The sequence below is a fragment of the Micromonospora sp. NPDC047465 genome, assembly GCF_040643125.1.
Classification (GTDB): Bacteria; Actinomycetota; Actinomycetes; order Mycobacteriales; family Micromonosporaceae; genus Micromonospora.
Window position 1 is genome coordinate 176,133 of the sequence record NZ_JBEYTP010000009.1, and the last position, 19,790, is coordinate 195,922.

15 protein-coding genes and 1 pseudogene are annotated in these 19,790 nt (G+C 75.6%); 10 read left to right on the top strand and 6 right to left on the bottom strand.

Annotated features, from left to right (window positions below; genetic code table 11):
• Positions 1-89: 89 nt before the first annotated feature.
• On the bottom strand, positions 90-254 hold the full coding sequence (locus ABZ793_RS11765) for a hypothetical protein (RefSeq protein WP_357455643.1): 165 nt from the start codon (positions 252-254) through the stop codon (positions 90-92).
• A 155-nt stretch (positions 255-409) separates the two neighbouring features.
• On the opposite strand from ABZ793_RS11765, the pseudogene ABZ793_RS11770 reads away from it, so the two are divergent.
• The 7 genes and pseudogenes from ABZ793_RS11770 to ABZ793_RS11800 form a co-directional block, all read left to right on the top strand.
• A pseudogene (locus ABZ793_RS11770) lies at positions 410-1,240 on the top strand (TIGR00730 family Rossman fold protein); the annotation flags it as partial.
• 204 nt (positions 1,241-1,444) lie between these two features.
• Complete coding sequence (locus ABZ793_RS11775; protein ID WP_357455646.1) at positions 1,445-1,990, top strand: TIGR00730 family Rossman fold protein; 546 nt, start codon at positions 1,445-1,447, stop codon at positions 1,988-1,990.
• A gap of 176 nt (positions 1,991-2,166) precedes the next feature.
• Positions 2,167-5,724: an ATP-dependent DNA helicase gene (locus ABZ793_RS11780; RefSeq protein ID WP_357455649.1), complete on the top strand. Its 3,558-nt coding sequence runs from the start codon at positions 2,167-2,169 to the stop codon at positions 5,722-5,724.
• A 105-nt stretch (positions 5,725-5,829) separates the two neighbouring features.
• Positions 5,830-9,315 (top strand): ATP-dependent DNA helicase, encoded by a 3,486-nt coding sequence (locus ABZ793_RS11785; protein WP_357455652.1) that lies wholly within the window; start codon positions 5,830-5,832, stop codon positions 9,313-9,315.
• Between the two features lie 197 nt (positions 9,316-9,512).
• Entirely contained in the window at positions 9,513-9,716 is a 204-nt protein-coding gene (locus tag ABZ793_RS11790; protein WP_007464836.1) for a cold-shock protein, read from the top strand.
• 224 nt (positions 9,717-9,940) lie between these two features.
• A complete protein-coding gene (locus ABZ793_RS11795; protein WP_357455655.1) occupies positions 9,941-11,290 on the top strand; it encodes a DEAD/DEAH box helicase in 1,350 nt (449 codons plus the stop codon).
• Positions 11,291-11,518: 228 nt separating this feature from the next.
• A complete protein-coding gene (locus ABZ793_RS11800; protein ID WP_357455658.1) occupies positions 11,519-11,707 on the top strand; it encodes a hypothetical protein in 189 nt (62 codons plus the stop codon).
• Between the two features lie 223 nt (positions 11,708-11,930).
• Here the strand turns inward: ABZ793_RS11800 and ABZ793_RS11805 are convergent, their stop codons facing one another.
• The 4 genes from ABZ793_RS11805 to ABZ793_RS11820 are packed head-to-tail and all read right to left on the bottom strand — an operon-like array spanning position 11,931 to position 15,096.
• Complete coding sequence (locus ABZ793_RS11805; RefSeq protein WP_357455661.1) at positions 11,931-12,380, bottom strand: Rrf2 family transcriptional regulator; 450 nt, start codon at positions 12,378-12,380, stop codon at positions 11,931-11,933.
• A 1-nt stretch (position 12,381) separates the two neighbouring features.
• On the bottom strand, positions 12,382-13,266 hold the full coding sequence (locus tag ABZ793_RS11810) for an ABC transporter permease (protein ID WP_357455664.1): 885 nt from the start codon (positions 13,264-13,266) through the stop codon (positions 12,382-12,384).
• Positions 13,256-14,035: an ABC transporter ATP-binding protein gene (locus ABZ793_RS11815; protein ID WP_357455667.1), complete on the bottom strand. Its 780-nt coding sequence runs from the start codon at positions 14,033-14,035 to the stop codon at positions 13,256-13,258. Before ABZ793_RS11815 ends, ABZ793_RS11810 begins: the two co-directional genes overlap by 11 nt.
• Positions 14,032-15,096: an ABC transporter substrate-binding protein gene (locus tag ABZ793_RS11820; RefSeq protein ID WP_357455670.1), complete on the bottom strand. Its 1,065-nt coding sequence runs from the start codon at positions 15,094-15,096 to the stop codon at positions 14,032-14,034. The genes ABZ793_RS11815 and ABZ793_RS11820 overlap by 4 nt, the downstream gene beginning before the upstream one ends.
• A gap of 263 nt (positions 15,097-15,359) precedes the next feature.
• On the opposite strand from ABZ793_RS11820, the gene ABZ793_RS11825 reads away from it, so the two are divergent.
• From ABZ793_RS11825 to nudC, 3 genes are all read left to right on the top strand, one after another.
• Positions 15,360-16,670 carry a pitrilysin family protein gene (locus ABZ793_RS11825; RefSeq protein WP_350703848.1) on the top strand — a complete coding sequence of 437 codons (1,311 nt, stop codon included), beginning with the start codon at positions 15,360-15,362 and terminating at the stop codon, positions 16,668-16,670.
• Positions 16,671-16,818: 148 nt separating this feature from the next.
• Positions 16,819-18,129 (top strand): pitrilysin family protein, encoded by a 1,311-nt coding sequence (locus ABZ793_RS11830; protein ID WP_357455692.1) that lies wholly within the window; start codon positions 16,819-16,821, stop codon positions 18,127-18,129.
• Entirely contained in the window at positions 18,126-19,064 is a 939-nt protein-coding gene (nudC, locus tag ABZ793_RS11835) for an NAD(+) diphosphatase (RefSeq protein WP_357455673.1), read from the top strand. The genes ABZ793_RS11830 and nudC overlap by 4 nt, the downstream gene beginning before the upstream one ends.
• 164 nt (positions 19,065-19,228) lie before the next feature.
• Here nudC and ABZ793_RS11840 read toward each other — a convergent pair whose 3' ends face one another.
• A complete protein-coding gene (locus tag ABZ793_RS11840; RefSeq protein WP_350704157.1) occupies positions 19,229-19,501 on the bottom strand; it encodes a hypothetical protein in 273 nt (90 codons plus the stop codon).
• Positions 19,502-19,790: the final 289 nt, after the last annotated feature.

Sequence of the window (19,790 nt, forward strand, 5' to 3'; positions counted from 1 at the left end):
CCGGGCGGTGCCCGGTGACGCGAACCTCCCGGTCGCGTGTCGTCGGTGCGGTCGGACGATGGCGGTGCGGTCGGACGGTGGCGGTGCGGTCAGACGGCGGCGGACGCGTCGGCGGTGGGCCGGGCGTCGGCCGGGCCGCCCTGGTCGGCGGCGGACGGCTCCATCAGGCGGGCGCGGCGGCGCTCGGCCACCACGTCGCGGATCCGGCGCTGCATCTGTCGCCGGATCCGGATCATCTCGCTGTTGCTGATCACGCTGGCTCCTCCCCCGAAGGCGCGCGCCGGGGCATACCCGGTATGTGAATAGTAAGACGTACGGGCGACCGAATTAGTTGCCCATGATCCGGAACTAATTTCCGGGCTCGTCGCCCCGCGCACCCGGCGGGTGTCGCTCCACTACGGTTGCTCCCATGGGTCAGAGCAACGGGCGGGAGGCCGGCCGCGAGCCGGGACGGGAACGGCACCGGGGCGCCGTGACACTGCGTCGGCAGGCGATCCCGAGCAGCACCGCCGACCAGCGCCTGCTCGACTCGCGGGGGCGCGGCGACTGGAAGACCAAGGACGCCTGGCGGGCCCTGCGCATCCTCTCCGAGTTCGTGGAGGGCTTCGACACCCTCGCCGACCTTCCTCCGGCGGTGAGCGTCTTCGGCTCCGCCCGCAGCCGGCCGGAGAGCCCGGAGTGCCGGCTGGCCGAGGCGCTGGGCGGGGCCCTGGCCCGGGCCGGCTACGCGGTGATCACCGGCGGCGGGCCGGGCGTGATGGAGGCGGCCAACCGGGGTGCCAGCGAGGCGGGCGGGCTCTCCGTCGGGCTCGGCATCGAGCTCCCCTTCGAGCAGGGCCTCAACGACTGGGTCGACCTGGCCATCGACTTCCGCTACTTCTTCGCCCGCAAGACGATGTTCGTCAAGTACGCGCAGGCGTTCGTCGTGCTGCCCGGCGGGTTCGGCACCATGGACGAGCTCTTCGAGGCGCTCACCCTGGTGCAGACGGGCAAGGTCACCCGGTTCCCGGTGGTGCTGATGGGCGCCGACTACTGGCGTGGCCTGCTCGACTGGTTGCGCGACACCATGGCCGCCGACGGCAAGATCGGGCCGATCGACCTGGAACTGATCTGCGTGACCGACGACGTCGACGCGGCGGTCCGGCACATCGTGGAGGCCGAGGCCGTCCTCTCCGCCGAGCAGGAGGCGGTCCGCGAGGAGGCCGTGGCCGTCGCCGCCGCCGAACAGCAGGCCGCCGCCGCGGCCGGCGGCGGGTCGACCGGCGGCGCCGACGTGCCCGGCGACGCCACGTCGCGCGGCGGTGCGCCGGGTGGTAATGCGCCGGGTGGCGCTGCGTCGGGTGGCGGTGCGTCGGGTGGCGGTGCGTCGGGTGGCGGTGCGTCGGGTGGCGGTGCGTCGGCCGGGCCGCGCCGGGCGGGCGACACGAGCGGGGAGGGCTGAGGCGTGGCGGCGATCTGCGTGTTCTGCGCCTCCTCCCGTACGCTCGACCGCCGCTGGCTGGACCTCGCGGCCGAGACGGGCGCGGAGATCGCCCGGCGCGGGCACACGCTGGTCAGCGGGGGCGGGTGCGTCGGCATGATGGGCGCGTTGGCGGACGGCGCGCGGGCCGCCGGCGGGCGGACGATCGGGGTGATCCCGCAGTCGCTGGTCGACCTGGAGGTCGCCGACCTGGCGTCGGACGAGCTGCTCGTGACCGACTCGATGGCCAGTCGCAAGACTTTGATGATCGACAAGTCGGACGCGTTCCTCACGCTGCCCGGCGGCCTCGGCACCCTCGACGAGCTGTTCGAGGTGTGGACGACGGCGACGCTCGCCCTGCACGCCAAGCCGATGGTGCTGGTCGACACCGACGGCTTCTACCGCCCGATGCTCGACTGGCTGCGCGCCCTGGCCGACCAGACCTTCCTCAAGCCCGCCGGGCTCGACCTGCTCACCGTGACCGACACGGTCCCCGTCGCCCTGGACACCCTCGAACTCCGCCTGACCTGACCCACCCCACCCTTCCCCGCTTCGTCGCGATCTTGCACACGTGGCCCCTGTCGCGCCCCCTTGCGTGTCGGGGCCGACAGTGCAGGATCGCGGAAGGAAGGCGGGACGTTGGCCTCGGCACCGTGCGAGCGGGGTGGCGGGGCGGGGGTGTCGTACCGGCGTGGTGGGATGGGGGGATGCAGGCGTACCGGCTGGTGCGCCGGCCCGCCGAGGCGGCCCCGGGGGGCCACCGGTCCGGTGGGCCGGCGCGGGGGGACGGGCGGCCAGGTGGGCCGGCCGGCGGTGACGCGCACCAGGGGACGGCGCGGCTGACCGACCCGCGCCAGGCTGAGGTCGTCGCGCACACCGACGGGCCGATGCTGGTGCTCGGCGGCCCCGGCACGGGCAAGACCAGCACCCTGGTCGAGGCGGTCGCCGCGCGGGTGGCCGAGGGCGTCGACCCGGAGCGGATCCTGGTGCTCACCTTCGGCCGCCGGGGCGCCACCGCGCTGCGCCAGCGGATCGAGGCCCGGGCCGCCGGGGGCGGGCGCCGCGTGCTGCGCGAGCCGCTGGTGCGCACCTTCCCGGCGTACGCCTTCGGGCTGCTGCGCCGGGCCGCGGCCGAGCGGGGAGAGCCGTCCCCCCGGCTGCTCACCGGCCCCGAGCAGGATCTGATCATCCGCGAGCTGCTCGACGTGGTCGGCGAGGAACCGGGCGACGACCCGGTCGGCTGGCCGGAGGACCTGCGCCCCGCGCTGCGCACCCGGGCCTTCGCGGCACAACTGCGCGACCTGCTGATGCGCGCCGCCGAGCGCGGGGTCGGCCCCGTCGAGCTGGCCCGGCTGGGCGAGAAGCTCGGCCGCGCCGACTGGCCGGCCGCCGCGCGCTTCCTCCGGGAGTACGTGGCCGTGCTCGCCCTGCGCGACGTCAGCAACCGCGGCTCCGTCGCGTACGACCCGGCCGAGCTGGTCCGGGCCGCCACCGGGATGCTGCTCGACGACCCCGAGCTGCTCGCGGCCGAGCGACGCCGGCTGGCGTACGTCTACGTCGACGAGCTGGCCGACACCGATCCCGCACAGCAGGAACTGCTCGCGACGGTGGCCGGCGGCGGCAAGTCCCTCGTCGCGTTCGCCGACCCTGATTCGTCCACGTACGCCTTCCGCGGCGCGGACCCCGCCGTGGTGACCACGTTCCCGCACCGCTTCCGCACCGCCTCCGGCGCGCCCGCGGCGCAGGTGGTGCTGACCACCTCCTACCGGGCCGGCCCCCGGCTGCTCGCCGCGTCCGGCCGGCTGGCGCGGCGGCTGCGCGGCCCGGCGGCGCACCGCAGGCTGCACCCGCTGCCCGACGCGCCGCCGGGCTCGGTGGAGGTGCGTACCTTCCGCTCGGCCACCAGCGAGGCGGCCTGGCTGGCCCACGCCCTGCGCGAGGCGCACCTGCTCGGCGGCGTGCCGTGGTCGGAGATGGCCGTGCTGGTGCGCTCCACCGGGCGGCAGCTGCCCTCGCTGCAACGCGCGCTGCACGCCGCCGGGGTGCCCACCGTGGTGCACGGCGAGGACCTGCCGCTGCACCTGCAACCGGCGGTCGCGCCGCTGCTGCTCCTGTTGCGCTGCGCGCTGGAGCCCGAGCGGCTCGACGAGGAGGCCGCCGTCGCCCTGCTGCACTCGCCGCTCGGCGGCGCCGATCCGCTGGCCGAGCGGCGGCTGCGGCAGGGGCTGCGGGCCCTGGCGCTGGCCGCCGGCGACCGCCGGCCCTCGGGCGAGCTGGTCGTCGAGGCGCTGCGCGACCCGGCCGAGCTGGCCGGGATCGAGCGGCGCTGGGCCGAGCCGGCGCAGACGGTGGCCGGCCTGCTGGCCGTCGCCCGGGAGACCGCCGCCCGGCCCGGCGCCACCGCGGAGGACGTGCTGTGGGCGGTCTGGCGGGCCAGCGGGCTGGCCGAGCTGTGGTCCGCCGCGATCGGCCGGGGCCAGACGGTGGCCGGCGAGGGGGACGTGGCCCGGCGCCGGCGCGCCGAGGCCGCCGACCGGGACCTCGACGCCGTGATGGTGCTCTTCGACGCGGCGGCCCGGTTCACGGACCGGCTGCCCGGCGCGCGCACCGAGGTCTTCCTCGACCACGTCCTCGGCCAGGACCTGCCGGCGGACACGATCGCCCCCACCGCCGACCGGGGTGAGGCGGTCCGGCTGCTCACCGCGCACGCCGCGAAGGGGCTGGAGTGGGACCTGGTGGCGGTCGCCGGGGTGCAGGAGGGCGTCTGGCCCGACCTGCGGCTGCGCGGCAGCCTGCTCGGCTCCGAGCGGCTGGTCGACGTGCTCGCCGGCCGGGCGGCCGGCGCCGGCACGGTGGCCACCCTGGTCGGGCAGACCTCGGCGCTGCTGGACGAGGAGCGGCGGCTGTTCCACGTGGCGGTCACCCGGGCCCGGCGCCGGCTGCTGGTCAGCGCGGTCGCCTCCGCCGCCGTCGGCGGCGACGACCACGAGGAACAGCCGAGCCGTTTCCTCTACGAGCTGGGCCCGACCGACCCGCCCGCGCCGGACGACGGCTCCCCGCCCGGCCGGCCGGACCCGTCCGGGCCGACGCGGGCCGGATCGACGTCGGGCGGGTCCGGCCCGGCTCGGCCGGAAGCCGGGGCGGCGGCCGAGGAGGAACCGGCCCGGCCGGGAGCCGGGGCGGTGGCGGCGGGGGCGGGCGACGGACCGGTCATGGCGGCCGAGGAGGAACCGGACCGGGCGAGGACGCTGCCGGTGAGCCGGCCGCCCCGCGCGCTCACCCTGCCCGCGCTGGTGGCGGAGCTGCGTACGGCGGTCAGCGACCCGGACGCGCCCTACGCCCGGCGGCACGCGGCGGCGGCCGAGTTGGCCCGCCTCGCGGCCGCCGGGGTGGCCGGCGCGCACCCGGACGACTGGTGGGGGCTGCGGCAGCTCTCCGACGACCGCCCGCTCGTCGACGAGGGGGAGCCGGTCCGGGTCACCCCGTCGGGCATGGAGAGCGCGCTGCGGTGCAGCCTGCGCTGGCTGCTGGAGCGGCACGGCGGCAGCGCCCCGGCCAGCGCCGCCCAGGGGGTCGGCAACCTCGTGCACGCCGCCGCGATGCTCGCCGAGGACGCGAGCGTCGACCGGGGCGCCCTGCTGGACTACGTCGCCGCCCGGTTCGACGCGATCGAGCTGGCCGCCCGCTGGATGGTCGGGCCCGAGCGGGCCCGCGCCGAGGGGATGGTCGACAAGCTGCTGCGCTGGCTGGCGGCCAACCCGCGCCGGCTGCTCGCGATCGAGCACGAGTTCGCGGTGCGCCTCGACGACCCGCACCGGCCCGTCGAGTTGGTCGGCCGGGTGGACCGGCTGGAGGTCGACGCCGACGGCCGGCTGGTCGTGATCGACCTGAAGACGGGCAAGTCCACCGCGGTCACCGCGCACGACCTGGCCGAGCACCCGCAGCTCGGTGCGTACCAGGCGGCGGTCGAGGCGGGAGCGTTCGCCGAGTTCGGCGAGGAGTCCGGCGGGGCGGCGCTGGTGCAGCTCGGCACCGGGGCGAAGGACGCGAAGGAGCAGAGCCAGCCGCCGGCCGGGGAGGGCCCGGAGGCCGGCTGGGCGACCGCGCTGGTGCGGCGCACCGCCGATACGATGGCCGCCGCCACGTTCGCCGCCGTCGCCAACTCGAAGTGCCGGGTCTGCCCGGTGCGGTCGAGCTGCCCCGTGTCCGGGCAGGGCCGCCAGGTGGTCGAGCCGCCGACCGCCCGCCGCCCCGACCAACCGTGAGCCTGAGAATGAGGCTGCGAGCCCCTGCGGCCGCGAAACCAGGACAGCACCGTGAGTGTGAGGAGTGAGCTTGCGAGCCCCGCAGTCGCGAACTGAGGCGGAGCGGTGACCCAGCCCGCCCTGTTCGGCACGGCGACACCGGCGCCCCGGGTCGCCGACGCCGGCCCCCGGTACACGCCGGTGGAGCTGGCGAAGCTGCTGCGGCTGCCGGCGCCCACCCGGGAGCAGGCGGCCATCATCGCCGCGCCCGTGGAGCCCCTGCTGGTGGTCGCGGGCGCGGGCTCGGGCAAGACCGAGACGATGGCGGCCCGGGTGGTCTGGCTGGTCGCCAACTCGCACGTGCGGCCGGAGCAGGTGCTCGGGCTCACCTTCACCCGCAAGGCCGCCGGCGAGCTGGCGCACCGGGTGCGTACGCGGCTCGACCAGTTGGTGCGGCGGCTCGGGCGGCGGGGGCGGGACCCGCTCGACGACCCGCTGGCGGGGGAGCCGACCGTCTCCACCTACCACTCGTACGCGGGCCGGATCGTCACCGAGCACGGGCTGCGGGCCGGCTACGAGCCGTCCACCCGGCTGCTCACCGAGGCGTCCCGCTGGCAGCTCGTCGACCTGCTGGTGCGCAACTACGACGGCGACATGTCCGAGGTGGACCGGATGCCGAGCACGGTCACCGACGCCGTGCTGGCGCTCGCCGGCGAGCTGGACGAGCACCTGGTCGACCCGGACGAGCTGGCCGCCTGGACGGGCCGGTTCTTCGCCGAGGTGCAGGCCCGCCCCGGCCGGGTCTACGCCGACGTGCGCAAGGCCCTGGCCCTCCAGCAGACCCGGCTGAAGCTGCTCCCGCTGGTGCGCGCGTACGCCCGGCGCAAGGAGGACTTCGAGGCGATGGACTTCGCCGACCAGCTCGCCCGGGCGGCCCGGGTGGCCCGGGACCACCCGGGGGTCGGCGAGATCGAGCGGGACCGCTTCCGGGTGGTGCTGCTGGACGAGTACCAGGACACCAGCCACGCCCAGGTGGTGCTGCTCAACGCGCTGTTCGGCGGTGGGCACCCGGTGACCGCGGTCGGTGACCCGTGCCAGTCGATCTACGGCTGGCGGGGGGCGAGCGCCGGCACCCTGGACCGCTTCCCCACGGAGTTCGCCCGCGCCGACGGCGCGCCGGCCGAGGTGCTCGGCCTCACCACGAGCTGGCGCAACCGCCCCGAGATCCTCGGTGTCGCCAACGCCCTGGCCACCCCGCTGCGCGCCGCCGGCGCCCGGGTGCCGGAGCTGCACGCCGCGATGAGCGTCAAGGACCCGGTGCCGCACCGCAGCGCCCGCGGCGCAGCCGGCGGCACCGTCCACTGCGCCCTGCTCCCGACGTACGCCGACGAGGCCGACTGGATCGCCGACAGCGTGCTGCACGCCTGGCGCGGAGCGGCTGCCATGCCCGGCGCGTTGCCCGAGCACATCCCGGTGCCGTTGCGGCCGACGACGGCCGTGCTCGTGCGGCTGCGCAGCCAGATCCCCGCGATCGAGTCGGCGCTGCGCGAGCGCGGGCTGCCCGTCGAGGTGGTCGGCCTGGGCGGCCTGCTGGACACCCCCGAGGTGCGGGACGTGGTGTGCACGCTGCGGGTGCTGGCGGACCCGACGGACGGGGCGGCCCTGTTGCGGCTGCTGACCGGGGCGCGCTGGCGGATCGGCCCGCGTGACCTGGTGGCCCTGCACCGGCGGGCGAAGGGCATCGCCGCCGCCCGGCGGAAGCTCGCCGACGACGGCAGCCCGGAGATCACCCCCGACCTGCTCGACGAGGCGACCCTGGTCGAGGCGCTGGCCGACCTCGGCCCGGCGCAGGCGTACTCGGCGGAGGGCTACGCCCGGCTGCGCGCGTACGCCCGGGAGCTGGGGCTGCTGCGCTACCGGCTGGACCAGTCCCTGCCGGAGCTGATCGCGGACATCGAGCGCACGATCGGCCTGGACGTGGAGGTGGCCGTACGCGCCGGCCGGGACGGCGCCGGGGACGCCGGCCTGGCCCGGGGCCACCTGGACGCGCTCGGCGACGTCGCCGCCCGGTTCGGCGGCGAGACGCCGGGCGCCACCCTGTCGGGCTTCCTGGCCTACCTCGCCGCCGCCGAGGACGAGGAGCGCGGCCTCAGCCCGGGCGAGGTGGAGGTGGTCGAGGGGGCGGTGCAGATCCTCACCGCGCACGCCGCGAAGGGCCTGGAGTGGGACGTCGTCGCGGTGGCCGGGCTGAGCCGGGGCGTGTGGCCGGGGCCGGTGCGCAACTCCGACCACTGGCTGGGCGGGCTCGGCGTGCTGCCGTTCCCGCTGCGCGGCGACGCCGACGGGCTGCCCGAGCTGGGCCTGGGCGGCACCGAGGACCAGCGCGGGGTGGCGCGGGCGCTGGAGGACTTCACCGACGCCTGGCGGGCGCACGACGAGCGGGAGGAGCGTCGGCTGGCGTACGTGGCGGTGACCCGGCCCCGCCGGTTGCTGCTCTGCTCCGGCCACTGGTGGGGGGAGGGGACCAAGCGGCCGCGCGGCCCGTCGGTGCTGCTGCGGGAGGTGCACGACGCCTGTCTGGACGGCCGCGCGGGGCACCTGGTCGACGAGTGGGCGCCGGAGCCGCCGGGCGACGCGGTCAACCCGACCACCGAGGTGGTGCTCCGCGCCGAGTGGCCGGCCGATCCGCTCGGCGCCCGCCGCCCGGCGCTGGCCGAGGCGGCCGTCCTGGTCCGCCGCTTCCTCGCCGACGGCGACGCGGCGGGCCGCCCGTCGGCCGGCGGGCGGGGCGCGGCCGGCCCGGAACCCGGTGACGGGGCGGGCCCGGAACGGCCGGCCGACGGCGACGACGCCGCCGGGGCGGGAGCCGAGCCGCCGGCCGGCGACCCGGACGTCGCGCGGTGGCGGCGGGAGGCCGACCTGTTGCTCGCCGAGCGGGCCGAGCTGACCCGGCAGGCCGGCGCGGTCGAGGTGGCGCTGCCCGGGCAGCTGTCGGTGACCCAGCTGGTGGCGCTGCGCCGGGATCCGGCGGCGCTGGCCCGGGCGCTGCGCCGTCCGGTCCCCACCGAGCCGAGCCCGTACGCCCGCCGGGGCACCGCCTTCCACACCTGGCTGGAGCAGCGGTTCGGCGCCGACCGGCTGCTCGACCTGGACGAGCTGCCCGGCGCGGCCGACGCCGACGCCGCGCCCGACGAGGCGCTCGCCGAGCTCCAGGAGCGCTTCCTGGCCAGCGAGTGGGCCGACCGGGTGCCGGTCGAGGTGGAGGTGCCGTTCGCCACGGTGATCGCCGGGGTGGTGGTGCGGGGCCGGATGGACGCGGTCTTCGCCCGGCCCGGCGGCCGGTTCGACGTGGTCGACTGGAAGACCGGCCGGCAGCCTGCCGGCCCCGCCGCCGAGGTGGCCGCGGTGCAGCTCGCGGTCTACCGGCTGGCCTGGGCGGAGCTGGCCGGGGTGCCGGTGGAGCGGGTCGGCGCGGCGTTCCACTACGTGCGCGACGGCGTCACCGTGCGCCCGGCCGACCTGCTCGACGCCGACGGGCTCACCGCGCTGATCACCTCGGTGCCGGAAAATCCGGCAGACGGTGGGCCATCCGGCGAATCCGTGATAGGTTGATCGCGTTGCAGTTATGGTTCCCAGAGACTCTGTGTGCGCCTGGAGGATTGTGGCCCAGGCGCTCTTTGTTGTGTCCGGAGTTCTCCGGGCGGGGCGACCAGAAGCGACAAGCGAGCCAGGCAGTTCCGCGTGGCGCGCTCCTCTTCGGGCCCGCAACAAGTGCGGGTTCGACGTTCCGTCAAGGAGACGAGACAAAAATGGCTATTGGCACCGTCAAGTGGTTCAACGCTGACAAGGGCTTCGGCTTCATCACCCCGGACGGCGGCGGCGCCGACGTCTTCGCCCACTTCTCGGCGATCCAGTCCTCCGGCTACCGGAGCCTGGACGAGAACCAGCGGGTCGAGTTCGAGGTGACCCAGGGCCAGAAGGGCCCGCAGGCGGAGAACATCCGCCCGCTCTGATCTTCGGATCTTCGCGTAACACCCACCGCGCCCTCCGGGCCTGGTGACGGGACCGGTCCGCCCCGCCGTCGACCTGCGTACGCAGGCGGCAAAACGGCGGCGGGCCGGGCTCCCGTACCCCTTTCGGTTCGTGCTTGTGAGTCACCCGCGGCTCGGTCCGCCGGTGACAGCGCCGCCTCCGGCGCCCTCCCTCGACACGTGCCGCCGTCGAGGAAGGCTTCCGCATGACCACTGTCGTACCCTCTTTCGCCCTTACCGGGCTGGCCCCGGCGCTGCTCGCCGAGTTGGCCGCCCAGGGCATCACCGAGCCGTTCCCGATCCAGTCGGCGACCCTGCCGGACTCGCTGGCCGGCCGGGACGTGCTCGGCCGGGGCCGCACCGGCTCCGGCAAGACCCTCGCCTTCGGGCTTCCGCTGCTGTCCCGCACCGCCGGCCGGCGGGCCCGTGCGGGACGGCCGCTGGCCCTGGTGCTGGTGCCGACCCGCGAGCTGGCCCAGCAGGTCACCACCGCGCTCGACCCGTACGCCCGGGCCGTCGGCCTGCGCTGCGCCACCGTCGTCGGCGGCCTGTCGCTGCAGCGCCAGGCGGACGCCCTGCGCGCGGGCGCCGAACTGGTCGTGGCCACCCCCGGGCGGCTGCACGACCTCATCAACCGCGGCGACGCCCGGCTGGACCAGGTCGCGATCACCGTGCTCGACGAGGCCGACCAGATGGCCGACATGGGCTTCCTGCCGCAGGTGACGAAGCTGCTGGAGCAGGTCGCCCCGGACGGGCAGCGGATGCTCTTCTCGGCCACGCTGGACGGTGGTGTGGACAAGCTGGTCCGCCGCTTCCTCACCGACCCGGTCTCGCACTCGGTCGACCCGGGCACCGCCACCGTGACCGCGATGACCCACCACGTCCTGCACGTCGACGCGGCGGACAAGCCGGCCGCGCTGACCTGGATCGCCGCCCGCGAGGGCCGCACCATCCTGTTCATGGGCACCAAGCACCGCGCCGACCGGGTCGCCCGCCAACTGTTGGCCAAGGGCGTACGCGCGGCCGCGCTGCACGGCGGCAAGTCGCAGCCGCAGCGCACCCGGATCCTGGAGCAGTTCCGCACGGGGCAGGTGACCGCGCTGGTCGCCACCGACGTGGCGGCCCGGGGCATCCACGTCGACGGGCTGGACCTGGTGGTCAACGTGGACCCGCCCACCGAGGCGAAGGACTACCTGCACCGGGGTGGGCGTACCGCCCGGGCGGGGGAGTCGGGCACGGTGGTCACCCTCGTCCTGCCCGAGCAGCGCCGGGACGTGTCCCGGCTGATGAGCACTGCCGGCATCCGCCCCGAGTCCGTCCAGGTACGCCCCGGCGACGAGGCACTGGCCCGGGTGACCGGCGCCCGTGAGCCGTCCGGGGTGCCGGTGACGATCGCGCCGCCCCCGCCGCAGGCCGCCTCCGCCACGTCGGCCGCCGGCCGCTCGGGTGGCCGGGCCGGCGACGGCGCGCGGGCCGGCGAGGGTGGCCGGGCTCCGCACCGCGCCTCGGGGCGGCCCCGCCGCCCGCGGCGGCCCCGGACGCCCCGCGCCTCCTGACGCCCACCCTCCCGCGGCCCGGCCCCGGTCGGTCTCGGGAATGGGCAGGCACCCGTACCGGACCGGTCGTGACGGTCCGTGAACACCCGTTCCAGACCGGCGCCGGCTGAGTCGGGAATCAGCGGACGTTACGTCCGATCGGTGACTGTTCCGGTGGCCGGTGGTGGTGGAAGCTGGGGGCCGGGGGGAACGACCCGGGCGGGACCGCCCGGCGCGGGAGGGGTGATCATGGCGGGCGACGTCGGCACGGGCGCGGTGCGTGAACTGCTGCTGGTGCTCGCGGTCGCGCTCGCCGGGCTGCTGCTCGCCATGGTCGCGGTCTTCACGCCGTGGCACGCCACCCCGGACGGGGCCGCGCCGGCCGCCCCGGTCGAGCTGCACAGCCCGACCGGGGGGCCGACCACCATCGCCGGCTGACTCACCACCATCGCCGGCTGACTCACCACCATCGCCGGCTGACTCACCGCCGTCGCCGTGAGCCACCGCCGTCGCCCCGGGCCGCGCCGTCGCTTCGGGCCGCGCCGTCACACTGGGCCATCGCCGTCGCCCTGGGCCGCCGTCGCCCGCTGAGCCACCGCCGTCGCCCGCTGAGCCACCACCGGCCGGGCGCCGCGGCGGGGCCGCCGCCGGGAGCCGGCGGTCAGCGGGTGGGGGCCTGCCGCGTGTCGACCGCCGGATGCTGCGTGCCCAGCAGGTCGGCGAGGGTGGTCCGGTCGACCACCAGGGCGACCGCCCCGTGCACGGCCAGCCAGACGTCCCGGAGCCCGGTCGCCGCGCCCCGGTAGCCGGCCTGGTCGGCCGGCAGCCCGCGGACCGTCGTCAGCGATCCGCCCACCGCGCGGAGCACGTCGCCGACGCTGATCTCGGCTGCGGGGCGGGCGAGGGTGTACCCGCCGTCCGTGCCGCGGTGGCTGTGCAGCAGGCCGGACCGGCGCAGGTCGACCAGGATGCCCTGGAGGAAGCTCAGCGGGATGTCCTGGCGGCCGGCCAGGGCCGCGGCCTTGACCAGCCCGCCGCCGCCGACCGGGTCGGCGGCGGCGACGGCGAGCATGGCCTGGAGCGCGTAGTCGCTGCGCGCGGAGACGTACACGTCACTGACCGGCCTGGTCCAGTACGCCCCAGCGGCGCCGGATCGCCTTGTCGGCCGCCCCGAAGGCGGCGTCGACCACCAGGCCCAGGACCAGGATCACGATCATGGTGGAGATCAGCCAGGGCGAGTCCGACAGTTCCCGGGAGTAGGTCAGCTGGGCGCCCAGCGAGGTCTGCGAGATGCCGACCACGATCAGCTCGCCGGCCATCAGGCTGCGCCAGGCGAACGCCCAGCCCTGCTTGAGGCCGGCCACGATGGCCGGCAGCGCGGCGGGCGCGATGACGTACCGGTACAGGTTCAGCCCCCGGGCGCCGAGGTTGCGGCCGGCGCGCAGCAGCAGCGGCGGCACGTAGTCCACGCCGGCGATCACGCCGTTGGCGATGGACGGCGCGGCGCCGAGCACCACCACGAAGAAGATCGCCTTCTCGCTCAGCTCGAAGAGCAGGATCGCCAGCGGGAACCACGCGATCGACGGCATGGTCTGCAGCGCGGTGATCATCGAACCGATCGCGGCCCGCAGGATCCGTGACCGGGCCACCGCGAGGCCGAGCAGCAGGCCCACGGCGACCGAGAAGAGGTAGCCGACCGCCGCCCGGCGCAGGGTCGTGGCGAGTCCGTCCCAGAGCTGGACGCCGCTGACCTGCCGGAGCAGTTCCTGCCCCACGGCGGCCGGGCCGGGCAGGGCGTACTCGGGCTTCCAGCCGGTCCAGACGACGACCTGCCACGCGCCGACGGCGATGCTGAGCGCGGCCAGCTTCGGCCAGGTCGCCGTCCAGAGCCGGGCGGCCCGTGGCCTGCTCTGCTCCCGGCCGGCCAGCTCCAGGGCGTCCAGCCCCGAGATCTCCGCGTCGGTACGCGGGACGGCGGCGAGTGTGTCACCGGCCATGGCGGCCCACCTCCGTACGCAGGCGGCCGGTGACCTCGGCGGCGACCGCGGCGACCTCGGGGGAGTCGATGCGTCGCGGCCGGGGCACGTCGACCGGGGTGGACCAGATGATCCGGCCGGGTCGGCTGGAGAGCAGGATGATCCGGTCGGCGAGCCGGGCCGCCTCCCGGACGTTGTGCGTCACGAAGAGCACGGTGAGCCGCCGCTCGGTCCAGATCCGTTCCAGCTCGTCGTGCAGGATGTCGCGGGTCATCGCGTCCAGCGCGCCGAACGGCTCGTCCATCAGCAGCACCGGCGTGTCCAGGACGAGGGTGCGGGCCAGCGCCACCCGCTGGCGCATGCCGCCGGAGAGCTCGTGCGGGCGCTTGTGGCCGAAGTCGGCCAGGTGCACCGTGCCCAGCAGTTCGGCGACCCGTTCCCGGCGCGCGGCCCGGGGCAGCCCGCGCAGCTTGAGCGGCACCTCGACGTTGCCCTCGACGGTCAGCCAGGGGAAGAGGGCCGGCTCCTGGAACATCAGCCCCGGCTCGACCCTCTCGCCGAGGGCTATCCGCCCGCCGCTGGGCCGGTCCAGGCCGGCCACGAGGTTGAGCAGCGTGCTCTTGCCGCAGCCGGAGGCCCCGACCAGGCAGACGAACTCGCCGGGCGCGACGTCGAGGGAGACCCCGTCCAGGGCGAGGACGGCGTTCGCCCCGCGCCCGTACACCTTGGTGACGCCCCGCAGCGCGACCGGGCCGGTCGCGCTGCGGGGCGCCGTCGTGGTCGACGTCATGGTTGGACGACCTCGGCCTTGCCCTGGCCCTTGAGCACCTCGTTGAGGTACGTCAGGTCGTAGAGCCCGTCGAGGCTGACCGGCTGGGTCAGCCCGACCGCGACGGCGTGGTCGAGCCCGGTCTTCAGCGAGGAGGCGATGGGGTCGTTGGTGAACTCCAGCGTCGGCCAGGCCTGCTTGATCAGCTTGAGGTCCAGCGGCTTGCCGCTGATCTTGCCGATGTGGTCGGAGATGGCCTGCTGCGCCTCGTCGGGCTTGCCGTTGACGAACTCGTTCGCCGCCACCTGCCCCTCGACCAGCTTCTTCACCACGTCGGGGTGGGCCTTGAGGAACTTGGTGCTGACGATCAGGTTGGTGATCACGAACTTGCCGTCCGGCCAGAGGTCGCGCTCGTCGACGAGCACCTTCCCGCCGGCGTTGACCAGCCGGGAGACGAACGGCTCGGGCACCCAGGCGCCGTCGATCGCCCCGCTGCCGAACGTCTCCACCGTCTGGGCGTTCTCCTGCGGGATGATCTTGACGTCGCCGCCGCCCTCCTTGGTCGTCGTGAGGCCCTTCTCCTTGAGCCAGTGGCGGATCGCCACGTCCTGTGTGTTGCCCAGCTGCGGGGTGGCGATCTTCCTGCCCCGCAGGTGCTCGACCGACGTGATCCCGGGCTTCACCACGAGCGCGACGCCGCCGGAGGCCGCGCCGGAGACGACCCGGACGGCCTCGCCCTTGGACTTCGAGAAGGCGTTCACGGTGGGGTTCGGGCCGATGTACGTGGCGTCGAGCGCACCGGAGAAGATCGCCTCGATCGCGGCGGGGCCCGCGTTGAAGGTCTTCGTCTCCAGCGTGACGCCGGTGCCGAGCTTCTCGGCGAAGATGCCCTTCTCCACGCCGACCACCGCCGGCGCGTGGGTGATGTTGGGGAAGTAGCCGAGCCGCAGGGTCACCGGGCCGGAGCCGCCGCCCGCGCTCTCGCTGTCGTCGCCGCACGCGGCGGCGGTGCCCAGGGTCGCCGCGCCGACGACGGCGAGGGTGGCCAGGGAGGCCAACCGACGCCAGGGGAGCCGTCTCATCGTCCATCCAATCCGCAGTATTCCTACTTAGTTGGTAGGAAGAGTGGGTCAGGTGGTGAGCTGGCGTCAAGGGCCAACCACATGACGGGACTGGTGTCTCAGTAAAGGCGGCAATCTCTATCCGTTGGATGGGTTCAACGGCCGCCGGGCCCGGCGTCGCCGCCGGCTGCCGGGACCGGCGGGCGCGCCGGTTGGTACGCCGGCCGAGGCGGCTGGCCGAAGGTCGGCGATGGCGCGGGTGCCGACGCGCTAGGGTCGATCCCGTGGCGGCGCGGAGATCGAGAATTCCAGCGACGAAGTACCCGGTCGAGCGGTTCACCCTCGACAACGGCCTGCGGGTGGTCCTGACCCCCGACCGCAGCGCCCCGGTGATCGGGGTGGCGGTGGTCTACGACGTCGGCATCCGCTCGGAACCGGAGGGGCGCACCGGCTTCGCCCACCTCTTCGAGCACCTGATGTTCCAGGGCTCGGAGAACCTGGAGAAGCTGGCCCACTTCCGGCACGTGCAGGGGGCGGGCGGCACCTTCAACGGCTCGACCCACCTCGACTACACCGACTACTTCGAGACGCTGCCGAGCAACGCCCTGGAGCGGGCGCTGTTCCTGGAGGCCGACCGGATGCGCGGCCCGCGGCTGACCGAGGAGAACCTGCGCAACCAGGTCGACGTGGTCAAGGAGGAGATCCGGGTCAACGTGCTCAACCGGCCGTACGGGGGCTTCCCCTGGCTGACCCTGCCGCCGGTCATGTTCGACACCTTCCCGAACGCGCACGACGGCTACGGCTCCTTCGTCGACCTGGAGTCGGCCACCGTCGCCGACGCCGCCGACTTCTTCCGCCGCTACTACGCCAGCGGCAACGCGGTGCTGGCCGTCAGCGGCGACATCGACGTCGCCGAGGCGACCGCGCTGGTCGAGCGGCACTTCGGCGACGTGCCGGCCCGGCCCGCGCCGGAGCGGCCCGACTTCGCCGAGCCCGACCTGACCGCGGAGCGGCGCACCTCGTACACCGACAGGCTGGCCCCGCTGCCGGCGGTGGCCGGCGCCTGGCGGGTGCCCGACCCGGTCACCGACTTCGCCGGCTACCTGCCGTACGTCGTGCTGGCCGAGGTGCTCACCGACGGCGACGCCTCCCGGCTGGTGGAGCGGCTGGTGCAGCGGGACCGGGCGGTGACCAGCCTCGGCGGTTACCTCGGCTTCATGGGCGACCCGTTCGACGTGCGGGACCCGACGGCGCTGCTGCTCCAGGCGCACCTGCCGCCCGGCGGGGACGTGGACAAGGTGCTGCGCACCATCGACGAGGAACTGGACCGGCTGGCCACCGACGGTCTGACGGAGGGCGAGCTGGCCCGCACCCAGGCCCGGATGGCGACCCACCTGCTGCGCGACACCGACGCGGTGCTCGGCCGGGCGCTGCGGATGGCCGTGCTGGAGCAGCAGCGTGGCGAGCCGGGGCTGCTCAACGACCTGCCCCGGCTCGTGGGCGAGGTCACCGACGAGCAGGTCCGGGCCGCCGCGGCCACCCTGCGGCCCGAGCGCCGCGCGTCCATCGAGGTCATCGCCGGAGGCGCCCGATGAGCACGAGGAGTGAGCCGGGTTTGCGAGCCCCGCAGTCGCGAACGAAGGAAGGCCAGTGAGCGCGAGGAGTGAGCCGGGTTTGCGAGCCCCGCAGTCGCGAACGAAGAAGGGCCAGGCGTCGGCAACCGCACAGGCCGGGCCGCGGGAGCTGCCGCCCCTCGGCCCGAACCGCAAGCTCAAGCTGCCGAAGCAGGCCGAGCGCACGCTGGGCAACGGGCTGACCGTGATCGCCGTACGCCGGCCGGCGGTGCCCCTGGTCGAGCTGCGGCTCTGGATGCCCTTCGGCCGCAGCCACCTCGCCCGGGGCGCGATGCTCGCCCAGACCCTGCTCTCCGGCACCGAGGGCATGTCCAGCGTGCAGATCGCGGCCGAGCTGCAGAAGGTCGGCGGCGGGCTGTCCGCCGGGATCGACCCGGACCGGCTGATGCTCTCCGGCGCCGGCCTGGTCACCGGGCTGGACCGGATGCTGGAGATCCTCGCCGACGTGCTCACCGGCGCGACCTACCCGAACGGGGACGTGGCGACCGAGCGGGACCGGCTGGTCGACCGGATCCAGGTCGCGCAGAGCCAGCCCTCGCACCTGGCCCGCACCGCCCTGCTCAGGCGGGTCTACGGCACGCACCCGTACGCGGTGCAGACCCCGGACCCGGAGGCGGTCCGCGCGGTCCGGCCGGGGGTGTTGCGCACCCTGCACGCCCAGCGGGTGCACCCCGCCGACGCGGTGCTGGTGCTGGTCGGCGACGTGCAGCCGGAGCGGGCGCTGGACGCCGCCGAGAAGGCCCTGTCGGGGTGGAACGGCGCCGGGCACACCGCCGACCTGCCGCCCGCCCCGCCGCTGGAGCCCGGGCCGCTGCTGCTGGTCGACCGGCCGGGGTCGGTGCAGTCCTCGCTGCGCATCGCGTTGCCGGCGGTGCCCCGCACCCATCCCGACCACGCCGCGCTGCAACTGGCCAACCTGGTCTTCGGCGGCTACTTCTCCTCCCGCTGGGTGGAGAACATCCGCGAGGACAAGGGCTACACCTACGGCCCCCACTCGCTCGTCGAGCACTCGGTGGCCGGGTCGGTGCTGGTCGCCGCCGCCGAGGTGGCCACCGAGGTCACCGGGCCGGCGCTGCTGGAGACGACGTACGAGCTGGGGCGGCTGGCCAGCCTCCCGCCCCGGGAGGACGAGCTGGAACAGGCCCGCCAGTACGCGCTCGGCACCCTCCAGCTCGGCATGTCCACCCAGGCCGGGCTGGCCTCGCTGACCAGCGCGTACGCCGGCAACGGGCTGCGGCTGGAGTTCCTGGCCGAGCACGCCGCCCGGCTGGCGAAGGCCACCGTGGCCGACGTGGCCGAGGCGGCGGCCCGCTACCTCGCCCCGGCCCGTGCGGTGACCGTGGTGCTCGGCGACGCCGAGCGGATCGCACCGCAGCTCGCCGCGCTGACCCCGGTCGTCACCGAGCCGGCGCGGCCGTGAGCGGGGAGCCCACGCCGCCGCTGGCCCGCTCCACCCTGGACCGGGCGGCGCATCGGCGCACCGACCCGGGGTGGCTGGCGCAGGCGTGGGCCAGGGCGCGGGTGCTGGTGCTCGACTCCGGCGACGAGGGCCGGGCACTCGTACGCACGGACACGTCGCCGCCGGCGTTGGTGCTGCTGGACGCGGCCGACCTGCCGCCGGCGGCGTCCCCGATGTTCCTCGGCGTCGAGCCCGACGGCGTGCCGGTCTTCGCCGTGGACGCCCCGCTGCCGGCGGTGCCCGGCGCCCGGCCGGCGCACCTGCGCGAGGTCGGTCACCTGCTGGTCGACCGGGACGCCGGGCTGTTCACCACCGCGCTGGCGCTGGTCAACTGGCACCTGCGGCACCGTTACTCGTCGGCCACCGGGCATCCGACGGAGGTGGACGAGGCCGGCTGGTCCCGCGTCGACCGGGCCGGGGAGCGGATCTGGCCGCGTACCGACCCGGCGATGATCGTGCTGGTGCACGACGGCGTGCCGGGGGCGGGCGGGCGGTGCCTGCTCGGCAACAACGCCACCTGGCCGCAGACCCCCGGCGAGCGCCGCTTCTCCTGCCTCGCGGGCTACGTCGAGCCGGGGGAGTCGGCCGAGGCCGCCGTGCTGCGCGAGGTCCGCGAGGAGGTCGGCGTCCCGGTCGAGGACATCGCGTACGCGGGCAGCCAGGCGTGGCCGTTCCCCGGCTCGCTGATGCTGGGCTTCCTCGCCACGGCCGACCCGGAGCACCCGGTGCGGCTGGACCCGGCGGAGATCGCGTACGCCCGGTGGTTCACCCGCACGGAGATCGGGGCGGCCCTGGCGGGGCGGCCGGTGGATGTGGGCGGCGCCCGGCTGGTCCTGCCGCCGCGGTCGTCCATCGCACTGTTCCTGATCCACCGCTGGCTCGACGGCCACTGCTGAACCGGCACCTGCGGGGCCGGGCGGGTGACCGCGCGAACGTGCGGTCCCGGCCCGTGGCCGCCGTTGCCGCGACGGTCACGGGCCGGGAACACGGGCCGTCGTGGTCGGCTGGGCAAGGAACGCGGCGGGGGAGCCGGTCGGCCACGACGGACGTCTCGGAGGGGTCAGCTGCCCCGGTCGCTTCGAGTTCGCCAGCCGAGGGCCGGCTCGTCGAGCGGGAGCACCTTGACCCGCTGTTTCCCGGAGCGGACCGCGCCCACCGTGGATAAAGCCCGGGCCAGCAGCAGCGCGGCGTCCCGGTCCTCGGCGTGCACGATCTGTCGGCGTGGTTCGGGCGTGGTGGTCTCGTCCCGCAGGCGGCCACCGCACGCCCAGGCGGCGACGATGTCCACGTCGGCGGCGGCGCGGATGTCGGTGCGAACGATCAGGAAACGCATGTGGGTCTCCGGATGAACCGCGACGGCGGGGAACGGGTGGAAGTTCCACGTCACTCTGTCGCCATGCTACGCCGGCCGAGGGTCTCAGCAAGTGAAACGCGACGATCGGTGCGGAGCCTCGTCCGATCAGCGGATGCCTGGTCAGCGCGGACGCGGGCCGGAGACGCGGCGGGGGGGGGGGGCGGGGGGGGGCCCCCCCCCCCCGGGGGGGGGGGGGGGGGGCGGCGAGCCACGCTGACGTGGGGCCCGCGCGGGAACCCCCCCACCCCCCCCCCCGGGCCAACCCCAC